Origin of the sequence: Nocardia kruczakiae NBRC 101016, assembly GCF_001612965.1 — a bacterium.
In the GTDB taxonomy this organism is placed as follows: domain Bacteria; phylum Actinomycetota; class Actinomycetes; order Mycobacteriales; family Mycobacteriaceae; genus Nocardia; species Nocardia kruczakiae.
The window spans coordinates 1-874 of record NZ_BDBL01000101.1; the positions used below are offsets into that span (position 1 = coordinate 1).

The following is an 874-nucleotide window of genomic DNA, read 5'->3' on the forward strand; positions in this document are numbered from 1 at the left end:
CCTTAGAGCTCCTAACAGGTTTGTTCGGTTGGCGGCGGGTTCGGTTGCAGTGCAGGATGTTTCGTCGTGGCAGCACCCTGGATCGTGGATGACGAGTTGTGGGCGGTAATCGAACCGCTACTGCCGGTGAAACCGGCCGGGACGCCGGGACCGCCGCAGATGGACTCCCGTCTGGTGCTGCAGGGGATCTTGTTCGTGCTGATCACCGGGATCGGATGGGAGGACCTGCCCCAGGAACTGGGCTTCGGGTCCGGGATGACCTGTTGGCGCAGGTTACGCGACTGGCAAGCCGCCGGAGCGTTCGAACAGATCCATCAGGCGGTGCTCGCCCGTTGCCACGCCGCCAGGATGATCGACTTCGACCGGGTCATGGTCGACGGCTCGCACGTGCGGGCGAAAAAAGGGGCGCCGCAACAGGTCCCAGCCCGGTCGACCGCGCGAAGACCGGATCCAAGCACCACATCCTGACCTGCGCGAACGGCTTCCCACTCGCAGTCGCATTGTCAGCGGCCAACGTCAACGACCATCTGCTGCTGCCCACGCTGCTCGACCGGGTCCGACCCCTGCGCGGGCGGCCAGGCCGACCCCGTCGCCGGATCGCCACCCTGATCGCGGACAAAGGATACGACTATCCCAGTGTGTATTCCGAACTGCGGCAACGACATATCACCGGCTACATCGCTCGCCGCGGAACCCGCGACAAGGTCACCGCCGGCCGCTGGATCGTCGAGCAAACCTTCGCCCTGCTCCACCAGTACCCTCGGCTGGCCATCCGATGGGAACGACGCACCGACATCCACCACGGATTCCTCGACCTCGCCGCAGCACTGATCTGCTGGCGACGACTCAGCAACCGAACCCGATAGAAGCTCTT

Annotated in this window: 1 protein-coding gene; it reads left to right on the plus strand. The window is 64.8% G+C overall.

Annotation, left to right across the window (positions count from 1 at the left end):
• Positions 1-66 precede the first annotated feature (66 nt).
• Positions 67-866 (plus strand): IS5 family transposase gene (locus NK1_RS34125; RefSeq protein WP_157104574.1). Its coding sequence is split into 2 segments (ribosomal slippage): positions 67-397 and positions 397-866, totalling 801 coding nucleotides; the frame shifts between segments, so codons are not numbered across the junction.
• The last annotated feature ends 8 nt before the right edge of the window (positions 867-874 follow it).